The following is a 17,263-nucleotide window of genomic DNA, read 5'->3' as shown; positions in this document are numbered from 1 at the left end:
CGTCAGGAGTACACACCGGGTGGACCAGACCACTGGAGGTTGTCAATGGCAGACAGGTTCCTCCGCAGGCTGCTCGTCGCGTGCGCGGCGGCACTGGCGGTGTCCGGGCTCATCGCCGCGCCGGCTTCGGCCGATCTGCAGAAACCCTCCCAGCAGTGGCTGCGCGACAGCCAGGCCGGGCTGTTCCTGCACTGGGGCATGCGCACCTCACCCGGCTACACCAGTTGCAGCGCCTGGGAAAAGGCGATCACCGACGGCGGGTGGAGTCCCGGCTACTGGGTCACCGAAGCCGAGAAGCTGCACGCGTCCTACCTCGTGCTCGCCTCCTTCCACAGCCGCCTCGGCTACTCGCGGGCGTGGCCGTCGAAGATCCCGGGCAGCTGCAGCACCAAGCGGGACTTCCTCGGCGAGCTGATCGCCGCGGCGAAGGCCCGCGGGCTCAAGGTCATCCTCTACATGACCAACGACGCCCAGTGGCACGACGAAGGCGGCCACGAGTGGCTCGACTCCGCCGGCTACTCGAAGTACAAGGGCAAGGACGTCGACCTCGACAGCCAGTCCGGCTTCGGCCAGTTCAGCTACGACAACTTCTTCGAGGTCATGAAGAACTACCCGGACCTCGGCGGCTTCTGGATCGACAACGACAACGCCTACTGGGAGTCGCACGACCTCTACCAGCAGATCTACCAGCAGCGCCCGGACTACCTGCTCAGCAACAACAACGAAGACACGCCGATCATGGACACGATCAGCAACGAGCAGAAGACCGGCATGACGCCGTCGTACGACTACCCGCAGGCGACGTACACGGCGATGCCCCGGCTCACCGAGGCGTGCTTCAAGCTCCCCGACAGCGGCTCGTGGTGGTACGGCGGGTCCAACTCGGCCGTCGGCAAGATGCTCAACATCGGCCGGTTCATCACCAACTCCGGCTCGTCGATCAAGTCGCTGATGGCCGAGACGGCGATGGTGAACGGCAAGTTCCCGTCCAACCAGGAGGCGTTCAACAACTTCGCGAAGACGTACCTCGACGCGATCTGGGAGTCCCTCGGCGGCACCGAGGGCGGCGGGTACATGTACGGCGGCATGCAGCCGGGCTTCTGGAACGACGGCGCCCACGGCGTCATCACCATCAAGGGAGACACCCAGTACCTGCACGTCCTGACCAAGCCGTCGGGGAGCACGCTCAAGATCCGCGACAACGGCTACCGCGTCCGCCGCGTCACGAACCTGCGCACCGGCGCGGCGATCTCCTTCAGCCAGTCGGGCGGCAGCCTGACGCTGACCGGACTGTCCGGTTGGGACACCTACGACACGGTGTTCAAGGTCGAGACGGCGGGCCGCACCGGCACCTACGACCCGAAGACCGTGACGCTGAAAGCGAGCGCCTCGGCCAGTGGCCACAGTGGACAGGCGGCGAGCGACGGCAGTTACCTGACCTACTTCGACAACAACAAGACACTGCCGGTCAACCTGGACTACGACCTCGGTGCGGCGAAGAAGGTCCAGTACCTCGGGATCAACCAGCGGGAGGACTCGGTCAGCTACGCCCGGTCGGACTCCGAGCAGTCGGCGCGGATCAAGGCGTACAAGGTGTTCGTGTCGAGTGACGGCAAGGACTGGGGCAGTGCGGTGAAGTCCGGGACGCTGCCGAGCCACCGCGGCGTCCAGTTCGTCGACCTCTCCGCGGTGACCGCCCGGTACGTCCGGCTCCAGGTGACGAGCACGTACGCGGCCTCGAGCGACAGCACGCGCTACAAGCGGCTGAGGATCGACGAAACCTGGGTGGGCTCGGACTACGCGACCGCGGCGGGCTGAGCGGGCCCGAGTGCCGGACCGCCCAGCCGCCCCCGAAAGCGGCTGGGCGGCCCGTTCCTCAGTGCCGCTCGGCCAGCAGGTCCACGGTCAGTGCCGCGGTCCAGCTGAAGGAGCGGGTGCCGTGTCCGGCTGCGGTCAGCGGGTCGACGTACTCGGCGAAGCCGGTCGCGCACGCGGTCTCGACGAGGTCTTCGCCCAATCGGGCGGCGAGCACGTGCTCCCCGTGGCGGAGCAGGCCCTGGCGGACCAGCCAGCCGACGTTGAACCACGACGGCCCGCGCCAGTACCGGCCCGGGTCGAAGCCCGGTGCGGTCAGGTCGAAGCTCGGGACGCCGTGCACCCGGCCGAGCCGGAAGCGCGGGCCGGTCGCGGTGGCCAGCACGGCGGGGGCGACCGCCAGGTCCGGCAGCAGCAGCGGCAGCAGGCCCGCGCAGGTGTACTCGGGGGCCGGCGCACCGGTGCGGACGTCCCTGGCGAAGAACCAGCCGACCGCGCTGTCCCACAGCGTGTCCTGCAGTGCCTTCGTGACGCGGGCCGCGGCCTCGCGGTGGGTGGCCGCGGCCGCGGGCAGCCGGAGGATCTCGGCGATCTCGGCCAGCGCCAGTTCGGCGTCGGCCAGCAGGGCGTTGAAGCCGGGGTCCTCGACGACGAAGTCACCGAAGTCGCGGTAGCCGCTGTCGCGGTAGTCGGTGGCGAGCCGGACGTACCGGCCGTAGTCCTCGTCGCTCGGCCGGTCGGCGGCTTCGCCGTGCTCCAGGTCGCGGCGGACGAACCCGGTCGACGGCGTGACGCGCGAGAGCGGGCCGTCCCACGCCGGGCTGTTGTCCATGCCCGACTCCCACGGGTGCACGATCGCCGCGAGGCCGCGGCCGCCCGCGTCGCGCCCGGTGTGCAGGTACTCGTGCCAGGCCCGCAGCTTCGGGTACAGGGTGGCGAGGAACATCGGGTCGGGGTCGGCTTCGTGCACCGCCAGCACCGCCCTGGCGTGGATCGGCGGCTGGATCAGCCCCGACGTCCGCCCGGCCTGCCAGAAGGCCGGGCCGGGGAAGTACGCCTCGGGCGGGGTGTCAGGATTGAACAGGATGTGGGGGACGCGGCCGTCGCGCCACTGCGCGGAGAACAGCGTCAGCAGCTCGCGCCGGGCCCGCGAAGGGGAGAGGTGGCGCAGCCCGAACGCGATGAAGGCGGAGTCCCAGCTCCACTGGTGCGGGTAGAGCCCGCGCGAGGGCACGGTCGACGAACCGAGCCAGTTGCCCGCGAGGACCTCGGCAGCACGCCCCCATGTTACGTTCATGTGTCCAACATATCTCCTACTTATGTCTTGTCAATGGACAAAAGTCGAAGGGAGCTCGATGGCGACCGCCGGCGAGCTGTTGCAGCTGGTCAGGACCGGGCAGGCGACCACGCGGAAGGCCCTGCAGCTCCGCAGCGGGCTGTCCCGCTCGACCCTGACCATGCGCCTGGAACAGCTCCAGACGGCCGGCCTGCTCGCCGAGGGTGACCAGGAGGACTCCACCGGTGGCCGCCCGGCGCGACAGCTGCGGTTCGACGACGGGCACGCCGTCGTCCTCGCCGCGAGCATCGACACGACGCACGCCGAGGCCGTGCTCACCGACCTGGCCGGCCGCGTCCTGGCCCGCCGCGCGGGCGCGCTGCGGGTCGCCGACGGGCCGGAGCCCGTGCTGGACCGGATCGCGGAGTGGTTCGAGACGCTGCGGGCCGAGGTGGGCCGTCCGGTGTGCGGCGTCGGGATCTCGGTGCCGGGGCCGGTGGAGCCCGGCCGCGCCCGGGTCGTCCAGCCGCCGATCATGCCGGGCTGGGACGGCTACCCGATCGACGGCCACCTCGGCGCCCGCTTCGGCGCCCCGGTGCTGGTCGACAACGACGCGAACCTGATGGCGCTGGGCGAGCACCGCGCCCGGCACCCGGATTCGGCCGCGCTGGTCGTGGTGAAGGTGTCGACCGGGATCGGCGCGGGCCTGGTCCTGGGCGGCGAGGTGTACCGCGGGATCGACGGCGGCGCGGGCGACATCGGCCACATCCGGCTGCCGGAGCACCCGGAGGCGCAGTGCCTCTGCGGGTCCCGGGGCTGCCTGGCGGCCGTCGCCGGCGGTGGGGCACTGGCGGCCCGGCTGACGGAGCTGGGCCTGCCGACCGCGTCGGGTTCGGGCGTGCGCGACCGGATCACGGCGGGCGAGCCGGCCGCGGTCCGGCTCGCCGAAGTGGCTGGCCGGCAGGTGGGGGAGGTGCTGGCGACGCTGGTCTGCGTGGTGAACCCGGGTGTGGTGGTGATCGCCGGAGACCTGGCCGAGCCGCATTTCGTGGCGGGGGTGCGCGAGGTGCTCTACCGCCGGGCGCTGCCGCGGGCGACGCAGAACCTGCGGGTGGAAATCGGCGGCCGCGGCGAGGGAACGGCGCTGGCCGGCGCGGTGGCGATGGTCGTCGACGCGGTGTTCGCCCCGGCCGAGGTGGACCGGCGGCTGACCGCGCGGGCGTGACGGCCGAACTGCCGTCACCCGCCGCACTGTCCGGTGTGGACGGAGCAACCTACTTTGGTAGGTGGCGCACGCCCGTCTCTGCTGGTCCACGATACCGGCACGAACCGGACTTAGTGCCCATCGAATACCATTCCTCGCGTTTTCCGAGCGACAAATCGGATTTCCGTACCACGGTCACCAGTTCGCGAATTCCCGGCCAGATAACGGTTCCGCACGCACTTCCCCGGGGGTGGAACACCGATCTAGTCTCACCCGGTGTTCCAAGGCCCGTTTCTGGGGGCCGCTTTCGAAGAGGGAGATTTCTGTGCGAAGAAGCTCCACCCTGCTCCTTTCGCTCGCGGTGGTGGGTGGCCTGACCGGCACCCTGCCGGCGACGGCGTCCGCGCAGGGGCGTCAGGACATTCCGCAGTCGCACCCGTTGTGGGCGAACGCGCAGGCGAAGGTCGCCGACACCGCGCCCGCCGCGAAGCTGAGCTTCCGGGTCTACCTGAACCAGCGCGACAACGCCGGTGCCGAAGCGCTGGCGCAGGCCGTGTCCGACCCGGACAGCGCCACCTACCGCCAGTTCCTGAGTCCCGACCAGGTGCGCGACCGTTTCGCCGCCAGTGACGCGACGGTGAACGCCGTCAAGGCGTGGCTGACCGGCAGCGGCTTCAGCATCGGCGACATCCCGTCGAACCGCGCCTACGTCGAAGCCACCGGCACCGCCGCCCAGACGGAGCAGGCGTTCGCCGTCGACCTCGGCAAGTACCGGGTCAAGGGCCAGACGCTGCGCGCCGCCGACAAGAACCTGTCGGTGCCCGCGAACCTCGCCGGTGACGTGCTCGGCGTCGTCGGCGTCGACCAGGCCACCAACCTGTTCAAGCCGGACCACGCGACCGGCTCCGGCACGCCGTCGGACGTCCCGCCCGGCCCCGGCTTCCGCAACGCGCCGCCGTGCAGCGCGTACTACGGCGAGAAGATCGACACCACCGATCCCGCCTACAACGGCAAGCAGCTGCCGTACGCCCCCTGCGGCTACACCCCGGCCCAGCTGCGGTCGGCCTACGGCATCGACAAGGTCGGCGCCGACGGCAAGGGCACCACGATCGCTATCGTGGACGCGTTCGCCTCGCCGACCATCTACTCCGACGCCAGCACGTACGCCAAGAAGAACGACCCGGCGCACCCGCTCAAGCAGAGCCAGTTCAAGCAGCACATCTTCCCGGCGAACCCCGTCCTCGAGCCGCCGGACCAGTGCGACGCGGCCGGCTGGTACGGCGAGGAGACCCTCGACGTCGAGGCCGCCCACGGTCTCGCGCCGGGTGCCGACATCCTGTACGTCGGCGGCGAGTCCTGCGAGGACAACGCCCTCGACGTGGCGCTGAACTACGTCATCGCCGGCCACAAGGCCGACATCGTGTCGAATTCCTACGGCGACACCGGCGAGGACATCCCGGCCGACGAGGTCAAGGTGTTCAACCAGATCTCGCTGCAGGCGGTGCTCGAGGGCATCGGCGTCTACTTCTCCTCGGGCGACAACGGTGACGAGGTCGCGCGCCTCGGCACGCCGTCGCCGGACTTCTCCGCCTCGGCGCCGTGGATCACCGCGGTCGGCGGCACGTCCATCGCCATCGGCAAGGACGGCAAGAAGATCTTCGAGACCGGCTGGGAGACCAGCAAGTCGACGCTGACCAACGGCGTCTACGGCCCGGCCAACTACACCAGCGGTTCCGGCGGCGGCACCAGCCGCCTGTTCACGCAGCCCTTCTACCAGAAGGGCGTCGTGCCGGACGCGCTGGCGAAGAAGAACCAGACCGGCAACACCAAGGGCCGCGTCGTCCCGGACATCTCCGCGGTCGGCGACCCGAACACCGGCTTCCTGGTCGGCCAGACGCAGACCTTCCCGGAGGGTGCGCACTACGACCAGTACCGGATCGGCGGCACGAGCCTCGCGTCGCCGGTGTTCGCCGGCATCATGGCGGTGGCCGACAGCTTCGACCACTTCCACCACGGCTTCATCAACCCGGTGATCTACAAGCTGACGTCCCGCACGCCGGCGATCACCGACGTGAAGCACGTGGACGGCCAGGCCGTGGCCCGCGTCGACTACGCGAACTCGGTCGACGCCTCGGGTGGCCTGCTCCGCTCGGCGCGGAACCTGGACTACCAGGGCCTGACCATCCACACCGCCCCCGGCTACGACGACGTGACCGGGCTCGGCACGCCCAACGGGCTGCTGTTCCTGCTGCTCGTCTAGTCAGAAACCCCGTGAAGGCCTCCTCGGACCGTCCGAGGGGGCCTTCACGGCTTTCCGGCGTTTTCGGCGCCGAGGGGGATCACCGCGGTCACCGTGGTGCCCCCGGCCCCGCTGGCGACGTCGAGTTCGCCGCCGAGGGCCTGGACGCGGTCGCGCAGCCCGGCGAGCCCGGTCCCGCCGTCGGTGTCCGCACCACCGACACCGGTGTCCCCCACTTCCACCCGCAGCTCGGCGCCCACCACTTCGATCCGCACGTCGGCGTGGTCGGTCCGGGCGTGCTTCAGCGCGTTCGTCAGCGCCTCCGACGTCACGAAGTACGCCGTCGCCTCCACCGCCGCGTCCAGGCGCGGCACCGTGCCGACGGTCAGCGCCACCTCCATCGGGATGCGGTCGGACAGCGACCGCACCGCCGCGACCAGGCCCGCTTCGGTCAGGATCGCCGGGCGGATGCCGCGGGCCAGCTCCCGCAGTTCGGTGATCGCCGTCTGCAGCTCGTCGACCGCGCCGGTGAGCAGCGCCCGGAGCTCCGGCGGCAGCTCGGCGCCGGGGCGGCGGCCGGCCATCCGCAGCAGCAGCACGACGCTGACCAGGCGCTGCTGGGCGCCGTCGTGCAGGTCGCGTTCGAGCCGGCGGCGCTCCTCGTCGCCGGCCGCGACCAGCCGGGCCCGCGACGCGCGCACCTCGGCCAGCCGCTGCTCCAGCTCGGCGGTGAGCCGCTGGTTGTCCAGCACCAGCCCGGCGGCCGCGTTGAGCGCGTCGATCGACCGGCTGTCCTTCCACACCTCGTCGTCCTGCACCAGCGCGGCCAGCCCGGTGCCGTCGCGCTCCAGCAGCAGCCGGATCATCTCGGCGTTGCCGACCCTGGCCCGCATCACGCCGGCCAGGAACGCCAGCGGCCACAGGCAGAACAGGATCCGGTACGCCATCAGCAGCGGCTCGGACAGCGGCTGCCCGTCGCCGAGCGCCGTGCCCGCTCCCGACGTCACGGCCCCGGCCAGCGCGATCACCACCACCGGCGACAGCAGCCGCCGCTGCGGCAGCCGCCCGGTCAGCCACCGGTAGAGCAGCACGACGATCACCCCGGCGCTGATCACCGTCGCGGCGAGCCCGAGGGCGCGGCCCACCACGGGACCGGCCTGCGAGTCGGCCGCGACGGCCAGCAGGTCGCGCCGGTCGTCGTCGGTCAGCAGGCCGACCACGCCGATGCCCAGCACCACGACGTAGGCCGCGGCCACCAGCAGCCGCTCCCACCGCGAGCGGAGCCGCCCGTGCGGGAAGGCGAGCACGAGGTGCGCGATCACCGGGCTCGACGCGGCACGCAGCGGGACGGCGATCGTGTACAGCACCGGGTCGTGCGTGAACTGCAGGTCTTCGAGGAACAGGGCGACGCCGGCGAGGGCGATGAGCACCCCGATCGGGTTGGCCGGGCGGCGCACGTGCGCGACCGCGCCCGCGAGCAGGAAGAGGAACCCGGTCGTGGTGCTGAGCGCGGTGTCGAGCGCCGAGTGGGTGCCTTCGCCGGCTTTGAGCGTCAGCGCCACCACGCCGAGCGCGCACCCGGCGGCCAAAAGGCCGGTCATCGCCGACGTCCGCGGGTGCTGCACTGCGCGCCCCTCCCGACGGGTCCTGGCGGTTGTGTGGAGCAGTCCGGCAACGGCTAACCGTGATTCGTCCGTTCGGGCCGTCGCGTTACACCACGCGGCTGCGCTTTAGGGTGATCGTGACAGGAGGCAGGACATGAGCGGACGCGGTCTGGACGCCGAGGTCTTCGGCGGGCGGATGCCCGCCGGCGGGCGGGACCTGGCGATCGAAACCCACGGCATCGCGCCGGTGCCGCCGGGCAACCGGTTCGGGCGGCCGTGGCGGCTGTTCAGCGTGTGGTTCGCGCCGAACCTGACCATGACGGCGGTGTTCACCGGCACCCTGGCGGCATCGCTCGGCCTCGGCTTCTGGACGGGCCTGGCCGCGATGCTCGCCGGCACCGTGCTGGGGTCGCTGCCGGTGGCGTACCTCTCGACGTGGGGCCCGCGCACCGGCACCGGCCAGCTGCCGCTCGCCCGGCTGCCGTTCGGCGGCGGCGTTGTGCTGCCCGGCCTGGTGCAGTGGCTCGGCTCGATCGCTTGGGACGCCCTGGTCGGCCTGTTCGGCGGCGAGGCGCTGGCCGAGCTGACCGGGCTGCCGTTCTGGGCGGCGGTGCTGATCGTGCTGGTGCTGCAGTGCGCGCTCGGCGTGTTCGGCTACGCGCTGATCCACCGCGTGCAGGCGGTGATGAGCGTGCTGCTCGTGCTGGCGTTCGCCGCGCTGGCGGTGAAGGTCCTTTCCGGACACCCGATCGCCGGGGCCGACACCGCCTCCGGTGCCGACCTGGCGGGCGGGGTCGTGCTGTTCACGACCATCACGTTGTCGCTGGCGATCTCCTGGGCGCCCTACGCGTCGGACTTCAGCCGGTACCTGCCGGTGGCTTCCTCCTCGCGGTCCGTCTTCTGGGCCACGCTGCTCGGCCTCGTCGTCTCCTACGCGATCGGCGAAAGCCTCGGGCTCGCGTTGGGGTCGTCGCTGGGCGACCAGACGGCGGCGGGTGTCGCCCACCTGCTCGGTGGCGGGTTCCTGGGCGCGCTGGCGCTGGCGGTGATCGCGCTGGCGGCGGTGTCGTCCAACGCGATGAACGACTACAGCGGCTCGCTCGCGCTGCAGACGGTCGGCGTCCGGCTGCGGCGCCCGGTGTCGGCGGTGGTCGTCACGGTGCTGGCGTTCGCGCTGATCCTCTGGATGCACAGCGGCGACCTGTCGGCCAAGTTCGAGAACGTGCTGCTGTTCGTGTCGTACTGGATCCCGCCGTTCCTCGGCGTGGTGGTCCCGGACTGGCTCGCTCGCACCCGCGGCGGCCGGAGCGTGGACGTCCTGGCGGCGGAGTCCGTGCGCCCCTGGGCGGCCGTGGTGGCCTTCGTTGTGGGGTTCGGTGCGGCGGTGCCGTTCATGAACACGTCCCTCTACACGGGACCGGTCGCGGCGGCCCTGCACGGCGCCGATCTCGCGTACTACGTCGGGCTCGTCGTTTCGCTGGCAGCGTACTTCTTGCTCCGCCGCCGCCTTGACCTCAAGTAATATAGAGGTCTGACGATGGTGTGGTTCCCCTCGAAGGAGGCACCATGCCCACCGCACTCGTCACCGGCGCCTCGGCCGGGCTGGGCCGCGCGCTCGCGGCCGCCCTGGTCCGTCGCAAGTGGACGGTCATCGGCGACGCCCGCGACGCGGCCGCGCTTTCCGCGGCGGCCCGCGAGGACGGCTTCACGGCCATCCCCGGCGACGTCACCGACCCGGCCCACCGAGCGTCGCTCGCCGACGCCTGTCCCGCGCTCGACCTGCTCGTCAACAACGCCGGCTCCCTGGGTGTCAGCCCGCTGCCACCGCTGGCCCGCTATCCCTTGGCGGACCTCGAAGACGTCTACCGCGTCAACGTGTTCGCGCCGCTGGCCCTGACGCAGCTGCTGCGGCCCGCCGTCGTGATCAACGTCAGCTCCGACGCCGCTGTGGAGGCGTACGAGGGCTGGGGTGGTTACGGCTCGGCGAAGGCGGCCCTCGACCAGCTGACCGCCGTCCTGGGCGTGGAGCACCCGGACCGGCCGGTGTACGCGGTGGATCCGGGCGACCTGCGCACGGCCATGCACCAGCGCGCGTTCCCGGGCGAGGACATCTCGGACCGCCCGCTGCCGTCGTCCGCGGTCCCGGCGTTCCTGCGGCTGCTCGACGAGCGCCCGCCGAGTGGCCGCTACCGCGCGGCGGACCTGTTGTCCGCCCATGCCCCCACCGCCACCCTCAACGGAGGCGCTGCGCGCCCGGAGGCGTCATGAGCATGACCGTCCGGTTCGACTTGCCGGACGAACTGTCGGCATCGGCGCCGCCGGAGGCCCGTGGCCTGTCCCGCGACGAGGTCCGCCTGCTGGTGGCGTCCCCGTCCGGCGTCCACCACACGGCGTTCACCTCCCTGGGCGAGCACCTGAGGCCGGGTGACCTCCTGGTGGTCAACACCTCGGGCACCCTGCCGGCGGCCGTCGACGCCCGTCGCGAGGGCCACCTGATCGTGGTCCACTTCGCCACCGCCCTCGACGACGGCTCCTGGGTGGTCGAGCTACGCGCCCCGGGAGGGCCGTTGCTCGACGGCCGGGAGGGCGAGCGCTTGACGCTGGCGGGCGACGCGGCGCTGACGTTGCTGGCCCCGATGGTCACGGGGCAGGCCCGGCTGTGGCGGGCCGCGGTGTCGGTTCCGGTGCCCGCGCTGCTCGAGGCGGAGGGCCGGCCGATCCGCTACGGGTACGTCCCGCGGGCGTGGCCGCTGGCGGACTACCAGACGGTGTTCGCCCGCGAGCCGGGCAGCGCGGAGATGCCGTCGGCGGCCCGGCCGTTCACCGCGGACCTGGTGACGCGGCTGGTGACGGACGGCGTGTTGTTCGCCCCGCTGCTGCTGCACACGGGGGTGTCGTCCCCGGAGGCCGCGGAGCCACCCCAGGCGGAGAGGTACCGGGTGCCGCCGACGACGGCCGCGCTGGTCTCGTGGGTCCGGGCGCGCGGAGGCCGGGTGATCGCGGTCGGGACGACGGCGGCCCGTGCCCTGGAATCGGCGGTCTCGGCCGGCGAAGTGCGCGCGGCGGAGGGCTGGACGGAGCTGGTCCTCGGCCCGGACCGCCCGGCCCGGGTGGTCGACGGGATCGTCACGGGGTTGCACGCCCCGGAGGCGTCCCACTTGCTGCTGCTGGAAGCGGTGGCGGGGGCGGAGGTGGTCCGGGAGGCGTACGCGGCCGCGGTGGCGGAGCGGTACTTGTGGCACGAGTTCGGCGACGTGTCTCTGCTGCTGCGCCGTCCGGGGGAGTAGCCGAAACGGCCCGGCCCGGGTGTCAACGCGACGAACCCCGCCGATCCCGCGGCTCTCCGTTGAGCGCGGGCCCGGCCCCCGAGTTGTCCACAGGAAAGCTCACCTGTGGACAACTCCCTTTACTGCCCCGCCTCAACCCGCCGCCGCGACCGGATCAGCCCGGCGACCACCACCGCGGCCACGCCCAGCCCCACGCCGCACACGATCGAGGCCACCATGCTCGCCGTCGCGGTCGCCAGGCCGAACGCCCCGCCCAGGTACACCGGGATCGAGATGGCCACCGGCAGCCAGTTGCGCAGCAGGAACGCCCGGTCCGACGCCACCCACAGCACCAGCGTCACCGCTGCCGCGGCGACCACCGGGATCGCCCACACCACCGTGCTCGTCAGCGCGTCCATCCCCAGTGACCGGAGCCACTCGAACGACGCCTGGCCGAACCCGATGAACAACACGACCAGCGCCACGCGGACGCCGGCGCCCTTGCTCGTCATGACTTCCTCCCGTATGCGTGGTTCATCCTCTACCACGTCCGGGTGACGCCGGCGGTTGCCCGTTCGGGGCGATTTCTTCCTCGGACGCCGAACGTCAGAAGACGATGCCGGCGCCGTTGCAGAGCTTCGGCCACGAATTGATGTTGGTCGTGGCGGCCACCTGGACGGCGACCTTGCCCTTGGGGATGGAGACCGCCGGATACACGTCGGCGGTGAGCGTGATGTCGCCGTTGGCGATGTTGTCGAACCTGTGCGATGCGACGATCGGGCCGCCGGGGCCGTTGAACACGTTCACCGTGACCTGGTGGTCCCCGGTGATCTTCCCGCCGACGTTGCGCAGGTTGGCGTAGATGTTGACGATCTTCCAGTTGCCGCCGTCGGACTGTGCGTTCACCCACCCCTCCGCGTTGTTGGCTTCGGTCGGCGAGATCCGCGTGCTGCACTTGGCGTGCCAGTCCGGGTTGTCTTCGGCCAGCGCACCCGGCGCGGCCACCAGCAGCGCTGCCGCGGTCGTGGTGAGGATCGATACCAGGCGTTTCACAAGCCCTCCCCTAATTCGGTGATGATCTTCGGTGTGGACCGTAACGGAGCCGGATCCCAAGTCGTGATGACTTGGCTCACAATCACGATTTTCAGTTATTTTGTTTCGAATGGGCGGCTAGCGACGAGCGGTGGCGATGTCAAGAAATCTCATCGGAATTCCCGGGATGCGGATGGCTATGCGCCTGAGTGGGTGACCGTGCGAACCTCGCCCCCGACATACCGACGAAAGGCGATGCCGACGTGCGCACCCCTCGAAGAATCCTGGCCTCGGCGCTGGCCGCCCTGACCGTCGTGGGCGCGCTCACCGGCTGTTCGCGGGCCGACAGCAGTGCCGCCCCCGCCGCCAACGAGGGCGCTGCCGGCGAGGTCCGCGTCGGCTTCTTCCCAAATGTCACGCACGCGCCCGCCCTGATCGGCGTCAAGAAGGACTTCTTCAAGACCGAGCTCGGCTCGACCAAGCTCACCACCCAGACCTTCAACGCCGGCCCCGAAGAGGTGAACGCCCTGATCGGCGGCTCGCTCGACGTTGCCTTCATCGGCTCCGGCCCGGCGATCAACGCCTTCACCAAGTCCAAAGGCGCCATCCAGCTGATCTCCGGCGCCGTCTCGGGCGGCGCGCAGCTCGTCGTCAAGCCGGACATCACCAGCGTCGACCAGCTCAAAGGCAAGAACCTCACGACGCCCCAGCTGGCCAACACCCAGGACGTCGCGCTCAAGAAGTTCCTCGCCGGCAAGCAGCTGACCGGCCAGGTCAAGATCACCACGATGGACAACCCGAAGACGCTCGACGCCTTCAAGAAGGGCGAGGTCGACGGCGGCTGGCTGCCCGAGCCGTGGGCGTCCCGGCTGGTCCTCGACGCCGGCGCGAAGGTGCTGGTCGACGAGAAGACGCTGTGGCCGGACGGTCGCTTCCCGACCACCGTCGTCATCGTGCGCAGCGAGTTCCTGCAGCAGCACCCGGACACCGTCCGCGCGCTCCTCAAGGGCGAGCTCGCCGCCATCGACTGGGCGAAGGCCAACCCGGCGGAGGCGAAGACCGTGGTCAACGGCGCGCTCAAGGAGCTGGCCGGCAGTACCCTGAGCGCAGCCGTCCTGGACCGCGCCTTCTCCGGCATCGAGCTGACCACCGACCCCATCGCCGCCGAATTCCCGCAGCTCGCGCAGGACTCGGTGACGGCGGGCGTGGTGAAGTCGGCCGTCGCGCTGAAGGGCTTCGCGGACTTCGGCCCGCTGAACGAGGTGCTGAAGGCCAAGAACCTCCCCGCCGTCGACGCTCCCGAACTCAGCAAGTAATCCGGAGAGAGGCAGCCAGCGATGACCACGACCCTCCCGACCGGCCGGACCCGCCCCACCGGCGCGGCAGCGGTGCGTCTCGACGGCGTGCGCAAGGCGTTCGGCACGGCAGGCCGCGCGGTCGTCGCGCTCGACGGCGTGGACCTGACGGTCGCGCCCGGCGAGTTCGTCTGCCTGCTCGGCGCGTCCGGCTGCGGCAAGAGCACGCTGCTCAACCTGGTCGCCGGGCTGGACGCGCCGTCGGCGGGCGAGATCACGCTGAACACGTCGCGGCCCGCGGTGATGTTCCAGGAGGCCGCGCTGATGCCGTGGCTGACCGCGGCCCGCAACGTCGAGCTGCCGCTGCGCCTGGCCGGCTTCGGCCGGACCGAGCGGCGGGAGAAGGTCGCCGAGCTGCTGGAACTGGTCCGGCTGAGCGGCGCGGGCGGCAAGCGGCCGCACGAGCTGTCCGGCGGCATGCGGCAGCGCGTCGCACTGGCCCGCGCCTTGGCCGCGACGCTGCGCGTCGGCGGCGACCCGGAGCAGGCCCTGCTGCTGATGGACGAGCCGTTCGCGGCGCTCGACGCCATCACCCGCGACGTCCTGCAGGGCGAGCTGCTCCGCGTCTACCGCAGCACGGGCACGTCGGTGCTGTTCGTGACGCACGACGTGCGCGAGGCAGTCCGCCTCGGCCAGCGTGTGGTGCTGCTGTCGTCGCGCCCCGGCCGGGTGGTGCGCGAGTGGACGGACGTCGCGCCGGCCGACGCCGAGGAGCTGACCGAGGAAATCACCGGACACCTGCGTGAGGTGATCAGCACCCATGCCGCAGCTTGACCGGTCCGCCGAGGCCGACCTGGACGCGGTCGGCGCCGGACTGGATTCGCTCGACGCCCCGGTCGGGGAACGCCGTCCCGGCTTCTGGAAGCGCTTCGCCTGGGGCTTCCTGCCCCCGGTGGGCGCGCTGGTGGTGCTGCTCGTCGTCTGGCAGGTCCTCTGGGCCGCGGCCTTCTGGCCCGAGACACAGCTGCCTGCGCCCCTGTCGGTGTGGGACGAGTTCTGGGAGCGCGTGGTCACCGGCGACGTGTTCGAGTTCGTCTGGACATCGGTCCACCGCGCCGCGCTCGGCTTCGTCGCCGGAGTGCTCATCGGCACCCCGCTCGGCCTGATCGTGGCGAAGGTCCGGGTCGTCAGGGCGGCGATCGGCCCGCTGCTGACCGGGCTGCAGAGCCTCCCGTCGGTGGCGTGGGTGCCTGCGGCGATCTTGTGGTTCGGGATCAACGACGGCGCCATCTATTTCGTGGTGCTGCTCGGTTCGGTGCCGTCGATAGCGAACGGGCTGGTGGCCGGCATCGACCAGATCCCGCCGATCCTCCCGCGCGTCGGCCAGGTGATGGGCGCGAACCGCCTGTCGTCGGCCCGGCACATCCTGCTGCCGGCCGCACTGCCGGGCTTCCTGGCCGGGCTCAAGCAGGGCTGGGCGTTCTCGTGGCGCTCACTGATGGCGGCGGAGCTGATCGCGCTGTCCCCGCAGCTCGGCGTCGGCCTGGGCGCGTACCTCAACCAGGGGTCGTCGCTCAACAGCATCGAGAAGGTGATCGCGGCGATCTTCCTGATCCTGCTGGTGGGTGTGGGGATCGAGCTGCTGGTGTTCCGCCCGCTGGAGCGCGCGGTACTGCGGGCGCGCGGGCTGACCTCGTCGCTGTAGAAGGCCCGGTTATCCACATCGGGTCCGCTTGTCCACAGATTTCGCGGGCGGCTGTTTTTACAGGCCAGCGGCGATAGAATGGACCAGGGGACGCCCCCCTTGGGAGTGGCGGGGGATGTCTGGTTACGACGCGGGCCCCGGCGCACAGCGCCGAGGCCCGGACGTGTCAGCTGGGATCAGCGCGACCGGCGACCGCCGGCCCGGGTTCCGGCCGAGAAAGCCGCCGCTCCACCGCTCGACCGGCGGTTGCCCGCAGCCGGGGCACCGGAGCGACGCGAACCGCCCGAGGCAGCCGTGGCCGCACCCGAACGAGCGTTGCCACCCGAACGACCAGCCGCTCCCTCCGCGCCACCCGACCTCCGGTTCCCGCCAGACCGGCCCCGCCCGGAAGCAGCCGACCGCTGCTCCTCCTGCCGAGCCTGCCCGGCTGCCCGAGCCCGCTGCCCACCACGGTTCTCCTTCGGCGCGGGCGCAGCAGCCCCACCCCGCCGGCCGCGCCCGCCGCCAGGTGCCGACCCAGTGGCCGAGACCTTCTTCGGCCGGTTGTCCACCGCCGGTGCCTTGGAGAACGTCCGCTCGCCCGGGGCCAGCTCCGCCAGCAGCGGGTGGCCCGGACCCAACTGGGTCGTCGTCGGCTTGATACCCGCCTTGCGGGTCAGGTCGCGCACGTCCCTGACCTGCGCGTCCGTCATCAGCGTCACCACCGTGCCCGACGCGCCCGCGCGGGCGGTGCGGCCCGAGCGGTGCAGGTACGCCTTGTGCTCCACCGGGGGGTCCGCGTGGATCACCAGCCGGACGTCGTCGACGTGGATGCCGCGGGCCGCGATGTCCGTCGCCACCAGCGTGCGGGCCGTTCCCGACGAGAACGCCTCGAGGTTGCGCGTGCGGGCGTTCTGGCCCAGGTTGCCGTGCAGTTCCACCGCCGGGACGCCCGAAGCGTTCAGCTTCCGCGTCAGCGCCTTCGCGCGGCTCTTCGTCCGCGTGAACACCAGCGTGCGGCCGGGCGCCGCCGTCAGGTCGACCAGCACCGGCAGCCGGTGGGTCTCCTCCAGGTGCAGGACGTGGTGCTCCATCGTCGCCACCGGGGACTGGGCCGAGTCGACGCTGTGCAGGACCGGGTCGTCCATGAAGCGCTTGACCAGCACGTCCACGCCGTTGTCCAGCGTCGCCGAGAACAGCAGCCGCTGGCCGCGCTCGGGGGTGGCGTCCATGATCCGCCGGACCTCGGGCAGGAAGCCCAGGTCCGCCATGTGGTCGGCCTCGTCCAGCACGGTGATCTCGACGGCGTCGAGCTTCACGTGCCCGGAGCGCATGTGGTCGGCGAGCCGGCCGGGGCAGGCGACGACGATGTCGACGCCGTCACGCAGCTTCGTGATCTGCGGGTTCGCGCTCACGCCGCCGAAGATGGTGGTCGCCTTGAGGCCCAGCGGGCGGGCCAGTGGCAGGATCGACGCCTCGATCTGCGTCGCGAGCTCGCGCGTGGGCGCCAGGATCAGCGCGCGCGGACGGCCCGGCTTGCGCCGCGTCGGGCCCGCCGCGAGGCGGGCCAGCACCGGCAGCACGAAGCCGTAGGTCTTGCCGGAGCCGGTGCGGCCGCGGCCGAGGACGTCACGCCCGGCGAGCGTGTGCGGCAGGGTCGCCGCCTGGATGGGGAAGGGCTCGGTGACGCCCTGGGTGGCCAGTGCGGCCACGAGCGGGGTCGGCAGGCCCAGTTCGGAAAAAGTGCTCATAAGCGTGCGGGCACGGGGGTGCCCTGGTCTCCATAACCTGAGAAGGGTTGTCCTGCCCGGCGCAGACCGGTCAACGGCCGCGGCGCGTGGTAGTCGA

The 17,263-nt window shown here is 71.5% G+C and carries 14 protein-coding genes; 9 read left to right on the top strand and 5 right to left on the bottom strand.

Annotated features, from left to right (window positions below; genetic code table 11):
• Window positions 1-45: 45 nt before the first annotated feature.
• Window positions 46-1,818 (top strand): alpha-L-fucosidase, encoded by a 1,773-nt coding sequence (locus HUT10_RS19485; RefSeq protein WP_176172534.1) that lies wholly within the window; start codon window positions 46-48, stop codon window positions 1,816-1,818.
• A 58-nt stretch (window positions 1,819-1,876) separates the two neighbouring features.
• Here HUT10_RS19485 and HUT10_RS19480 read toward each other — a convergent pair whose 3' ends face one another.
• A complete protein-coding gene (locus HUT10_RS19480; protein WP_176172533.1) occupies window positions 1,877-3,112 on the bottom strand; it encodes a trehalase family glycosidase in 1,236 nt (411 codons plus the stop codon).
• Window positions 3,113-3,170: 58 nt separating this feature from the next.
• On the opposite strand from HUT10_RS19480, the gene HUT10_RS19475 reads away from it, so the two are divergent.
• Window positions 3,171-4,316 carry an ROK family transcriptional regulator gene (locus tag HUT10_RS19475; protein WP_217709623.1) on the top strand — a complete coding sequence of 382 codons (1,146 nt, stop codon included), beginning with the start codon at window positions 3,171-3,173 and terminating at the stop codon, window positions 4,314-4,316.
• A gap of 304 nt (window positions 4,317-4,620) precedes the next feature.
• On the top strand, window positions 4,621-6,555 hold the full coding sequence (locus tag HUT10_RS19470) for a protease pro-enzyme activation domain-containing protein (protein ID WP_176172531.1): 1,935 nt from the start codon (window positions 4,621-4,623) through the stop codon (window positions 6,553-6,555).
• A 44-nt stretch (window positions 6,556-6,599) separates the two neighbouring features.
• Here HUT10_RS19470 and HUT10_RS19465 read toward each other — a convergent pair whose 3' ends face one another.
• Window positions 6,600-8,135 carry a histidine kinase gene (locus HUT10_RS19465; protein ID WP_254896935.1) on the bottom strand — a complete coding sequence of 512 codons (1,536 nt, stop codon included), beginning with the start codon at window positions 8,133-8,135 and terminating at the stop codon, window positions 6,600-6,602.
• Window positions 8,136-8,292: 157 nt separating this feature from the next.
• Here HUT10_RS19465 and HUT10_RS19460 point away from each other — a divergent pair, with 157 nt between their 5' ends.
• The 3 genes from HUT10_RS19460 to HUT10_RS19450 are packed head-to-tail and all read left to right on the top strand — an operon-like array spanning window position 8,293 to window position 11,425.
• A complete protein-coding gene (locus HUT10_RS19460; RefSeq protein WP_176172529.1) occupies window positions 8,293-9,660 on the top strand; it encodes a cytosine permease in 1,368 nt (455 codons plus the stop codon).
• Window positions 9,661-9,704: 44 nt separating this feature from the next.
• Window positions 9,705-10,406 (top strand): SDR family oxidoreductase, encoded by a 702-nt coding sequence (locus HUT10_RS19455; protein ID WP_176172528.1) that lies wholly within the window; start codon window positions 9,705-9,707, stop codon window positions 10,404-10,406.
• Window positions 10,407-10,408: 2 nt separating this feature from the next.
• Window positions 10,409-11,425, top strand: coding sequence for an S-adenosylmethionine:tRNA ribosyltransferase-isomerase (locus HUT10_RS19450; protein WP_176177905.1), 1,017 nt, complete (start codon window positions 10,409-10,411; stop codon window positions 11,423-11,425).
• A gap of 119 nt (window positions 11,426-11,544) precedes the next feature.
• Here the strand turns inward: HUT10_RS19450 and HUT10_RS19445 are convergent, their stop codons facing one another.
• Window positions 11,545-11,916 (bottom strand): hypothetical protein, encoded by a 372-nt coding sequence (locus HUT10_RS19445; protein WP_176172527.1) that lies wholly within the window; start codon window positions 11,914-11,916, stop codon window positions 11,545-11,547.
• 94 nt (window positions 11,917-12,010) lie between these two features.
• Entirely contained in the window at window positions 12,011-12,457 is a 447-nt protein-coding gene (locus HUT10_RS19440; RefSeq protein ID WP_176172526.1) for a hypothetical protein, read from the bottom strand.
• Between the two features lie 242 nt (window positions 12,458-12,699).
• Between HUT10_RS19440 and HUT10_RS19435 the strand changes: the two genes are divergently transcribed.
• From HUT10_RS19435 to HUT10_RS19425, 3 genes are read left to right on the top strand one after another with little or no spacing between them, the layout of a single operon-like run.
• Window positions 12,700-13,752, top strand: a complete 1,053-nt coding sequence (locus HUT10_RS19435) for an ABC transporter substrate-binding protein (RefSeq protein ID WP_176172525.1) — start codon at window positions 12,700-12,702, stop codon at window positions 13,750-13,752.
• A 21-nt stretch (window positions 13,753-13,773) separates the two neighbouring features.
• Window positions 13,774-14,565: an ABC transporter ATP-binding protein gene (locus HUT10_RS19430; protein WP_176172524.1), complete on the top strand. Its 792-nt coding sequence runs from the start codon at window positions 13,774-13,776 to the stop codon at window positions 14,563-14,565.
• Window positions 14,552-15,436, top strand: coding sequence for an ABC transporter permease (locus tag HUT10_RS19425; protein WP_176172523.1), 885 nt, complete (start codon window positions 14,552-14,554; stop codon window positions 15,434-15,436). The genes HUT10_RS19430 and HUT10_RS19425 overlap by 14 nt, the downstream gene beginning before the upstream one ends.
• A 176-nt stretch (window positions 15,437-15,612) precedes the next feature.
• Here the strand turns inward: HUT10_RS19425 and HUT10_RS19420 are convergent, their stop codons facing one another.
• Window positions 15,613-17,166 (bottom strand): DEAD/DEAH box helicase, encoded by a 1,554-nt coding sequence (locus HUT10_RS19420; RefSeq protein WP_176172522.1) that lies wholly within the window; start codon window positions 17,164-17,166, stop codon window positions 15,613-15,615.
• Window positions 17,167-17,263: the final 97 nt, after the last annotated feature.

This window comes from Amycolatopsis sp. Hca4, assembly GCF_013364075.1.
Classification (GTDB): Bacteria; Actinomycetota; Actinomycetes; order Mycobacteriales; family Pseudonocardiaceae; genus Amycolatopsis.
Note: the sequence above shows the minus strand (reverse complement) of the source record. Positions and strands in the feature narration are given on the sequence as shown.

Coding starts and splice junctions, on each gene's coding strand:
- HUT10_RS19485 (WP_176172534.1), top strand. CDS start 46: ATGGCAGACAGGTTCCTCCGCAGGCTGCTCGTCGCGTGCGCGGCGGCA.
- HUT10_RS19480 (WP_176172533.1), bottom strand. CDS start 3,112: ATGAACGTAACATGGGGGCGTGCTGCCGAGGTCCTCGCGGGCAACTGG.
- HUT10_RS19475 (WP_217709623.1), top strand. CDS start 3,171: ATGGCGACCGCCGGCGAGCTGTTGCAGCTGGTCAGGACCGGGCAGGCG.
- HUT10_RS19465 (WP_254896935.1), bottom strand. CDS start 8,135: ATGACCGGCCTTTTGGCCGCCGGGTGCGCGCTCGGCGTGGTGGCGCTG.
- HUT10_RS19460 (WP_176172529.1), top strand. CDS start 8,293: ATGAGCGGACGCGGTCTGGACGCCGAGGTCTTCGGCGGGCGGATGCCC.
- HUT10_RS19455 (WP_176172528.1), top strand. CDS start 9,705: ATGCCCACCGCACTCGTCACCGGCGCCTCGGCCGGGCTGGGCCGCGCG.
- HUT10_RS19450 (WP_176177905.1), top strand. CDS start 10,409: ATGACCGTCCGGTTCGACTTGCCGGACGAACTGTCGGCATCGGCGCCG.
- HUT10_RS19445 (WP_176172527.1), bottom strand. CDS start 11,916: ATGACGAGCAAGGGCGCCGGCGTCCGCGTGGCGCTGGTCGTGTTGTTC.
- HUT10_RS19430 (WP_176172524.1), top strand. CDS start 13,774: ATGACCACGACCCTCCCGACCGGCCGGACCCGCCCCACCGGCGCGGCA.
- HUT10_RS19425 (WP_176172523.1), top strand. CDS start 14,552: ATGCCGCAGCTTGACCGGTCCGCCGAGGCCGACCTGGACGCGGTCGGC.
- HUT10_RS19420 (WP_176172522.1), bottom strand. CDS start 17,166: ATGAGCACTTTTTCCGAACTGGGCCTGCCGACCCCGCTCGTGGCCGCA.